The organism is Variovorax sp. 20P10.2.4 (assembly GCF_058244205.1).
This window is the reverse complement of record NZ_JBZAYE010000829.1, coordinates 1-2,730: the sequence shown is the minus strand read 5'-3', so window position 1 is coordinate 2,730 and position 2,730 is coordinate 1. Positions and strand designations below refer to the sequence as shown.

Here is a 2,730-nt window from a genome sequence, read left to right as displayed (position 1 = left end):
CGGCGCTGCTGCGCGGCTTGCACCTGATGGCCGGCATCGGCGTGGTGGTGCTGCTGGCCATCGCGGCGCTGCTGGCCGTGGTCATGCGCCGCTCGGGACAAACCCGGCCCGCCGCGGCCGATGCGTTGCCCTGAGGCCGGGCCGGGCCCATACTGGCCGCGTCAGTCACCGAACGAACCCCACGGAGAGTCCATGAGCAACGAACTGCGCAAGAAGCTGCACGACCTCGCGGAGCTGGTCGACAACACGCCCGATCCGCAGACCCGCGCGATCGTCGAGGCGATCCGGCTGCAGACTGCGGTGCTCAACGAGCGGCTGTTCTCGATCGAGCTGCAGCTCGGCGCGCTGGCGCGGCGGCTCGAGGGCGCCACCGAATAGGCCGCGCGGGCATTGCCCTCGGGCATTCGGGCGCCGCGCCGCCCGGCCCCGCATTGCGGGGGATAATCCCCGCCCATGAGCGGCAACACCTTCGGACATCTCTTCGCGGTCACCAATTTCGGGGAATCCCACGGCCCAGCCATCGGTTGCGTGATCGACGGCTGCCCCCCGGGCATGGCGCTCAGCGAAGCCGACATCCAGGCCGACCTCGACCGCCGCCGTCCCGGCACCAGCCGCCACGTCACCCAGCGCAACGAGCCCGACGCGGTGCAGATCCTCTCGGGCGTGTACGAGGGCAAGACCACCGGCACCCCGATCGCGCTGCTGATCCAGAACACCGACCAGCGCAGCAAGGACTACGGCCAGATCGCCCAGCAGTTCCGCCCGGGCCACGCCGACTTCACGTACCACAGGAAGTACGGCATCCGCGACCCGCGCGGCGGCGGTCGCTCCTCGGCCCGGCTCACCGCGCCCACGGTCGCGGCCGGCGCGGTCGCCAAGAAGTGGCTGGCCGAGAAGTACGGCATGGTGTTCCGCGGCTGCATGACGCAGATCGGCGAGATCGCGATCCCCTTCGAGAGCTGGGACCACGTGCCGAACAATCCCTTCTTCGCGCCGATCGCCGACGTGAGCGCGCTCGAGGACTACATGGACCGGCTGCGCAAGGCTGGCGACTCCTGCGGCGCGCGCGTGCGCGTGACCGCCACCCGCGTGCCCGTCGGCCTCGGCGAGCCGCTCTACGACAAGCTCGATGCCGACATCGCCTACGCGATGATGGGCCTCAATGCCGTGAAGGCGGTCGAGATCGGCGCCGGCTGGGACAGCGTGACGCAGCGCGGCACCACCCATGGCGACTCGATCACGCCGACCGGCTTCCTGAGCAACAACGCGGGCGGCATCCTCGGCGGCATCAGCTCGGGGCAGGACCTCGAGGTCAGCATCGCGATCAAGCCCACCAGCTCGATCATCAGCCCGCGCCAGTCGATCGACGTGAACAACAACCCGGTCGAGGTGGTCACCAAGGGCCGCCACGACCCCTGCGTGGGCATCCGCGCGACGCCGATCGCCGAGGCGCTGCTCGCGCTGGTCGTGATGGACCATGCGCTGCGCCACCGCGCCCAATGCGGTGACGTGCAGGGCGACAACGAGAAGACCCAGGCCACGTCGCCGCAGGCGTCCTTCCTCTAGTGTCCGCGCCGCCACCCGTGGCCGGGCGCGGCCACCTGTTGGCGTTCGCTGGCCTGTCGGCCAGCTATTTCGCGCACATCGGCTTCTTCAATCCCTACCTGCCGCTGTGGCTCAAGGACCTGGGGCTGCCGATCTTCACCATCAGCCTGCTGGCCTCGGTGCAGTCGGTCACGCGCGTGTTCGCGCCCTATGCCTGGGGCGCCCTCAGCGACCACACGGGCCAGCGCGTGCTGCTGCTGCGCATCAGCGCGGCGATCGCGTTGCTCAGTTCCTTCGGCCTGTGGTGGAACGGCGGCGCGTGGTGGCTCGCGCTGGTGCTGCTGCTGATGTTCACCCACACCAGCTCGATGATGTCGCTGACCGAGGCCGCCATGGCGCACCTCGTGGCCGGCGACTGGGGCCGCTACGGGCGCATCCGGCTGTGCGGCTCGGCCGGCTTCCTGGTCACGGTGTTCGTCGCGGGCGAGTGGTTCGACCGCTTCGGCATGAAGCACTTCCCGGCCTGGGCCGCCGGCACCCTGGCCGTGGTGCTGCTCGCCACCCTGCGCCTGCCCGACAGCCGCGAGCCCGTGGCCGCGCACGACGCACCCGGCGAACCCATCGGCCCGGTGCTGCGCAACCGCGTCGTGCAGTGGTTCTTCGCCGCGCTGTTCTTCCAGGTGATGTCGCACTTCTCGGTCTATGCCTTCTTCTCGCTCTACCTCGATTCGCTCGGGTACGGCAAGAGCACCATCGGCCTGCTGTGGGCGCTGTCGGTGGTGGCCGAGATCGTCTGGTTCTTCCTGCAGGGCCGGCTGATCGGCCTGCTGCCGATGCCGCGCTGGATGCTGGTGTGCGGCATCGCGGCCGTCGCGCGGCTGGGCCTGACCGCCGGCCTCGGCGGCTGGATCGCCGCGCTGGTCGTGGCCCAGTGGCTGCACGCGCTGAGCTTCGCGGCCCACCACACCACCTGCATCGCCGTGGTGTCGCGCCGGTTCCCGGGCCGGCTGCGCGGACGCGGCCAGGCGCTGTTCACCGTCATCGGCTACGGCTTCGGCGGCGTGCTCGGCGTGCTGCTGGGCGGCGCGGTGGCGCAGGCCTTCGGCTACCGCACGATGTTCGCGCTGGCGGCGCTGCTCGCGGTGGCGGGGACCTTGTGTGCGTGGAAGGTGATGCGGCTGGAGG

At 70.6% G+C, this 2,730-nt stretch carries 3 protein-coding genes; all 3 read left to right on the top strand.

Annotation, left to right across the window (positions count from 1 at the left end):
• Positions 1-192: 192 nt before the first annotated feature.
• Positions 193-378 carry a hypothetical protein gene (locus AC27VN_RS38220; RefSeq protein ID WP_203201696.1) on the top strand — a complete coding sequence of 62 codons (186 nt, stop codon included), beginning with the start codon at positions 193-195 and terminating at the stop codon, positions 376-378.
• A 75-nt stretch (positions 379-453) separates the two neighbouring features.
• Positions 454-1,566, top strand: a complete 1,113-nt coding sequence (gene aroC, locus AC27VN_RS38215) for a chorismate synthase (protein WP_490880030.1) — start codon at positions 454-456, stop codon at positions 1,564-1,566.
• Positions 1,566-2,730, top strand: a 1,165-nt coding sequence (locus tag AC27VN_RS38210) for an MFS transporter (protein ID WP_490880029.1), incomplete at its 3' end; no start/stop codon positions are given. The genes aroC and AC27VN_RS38210, both read left to right, overlap by 1 nt.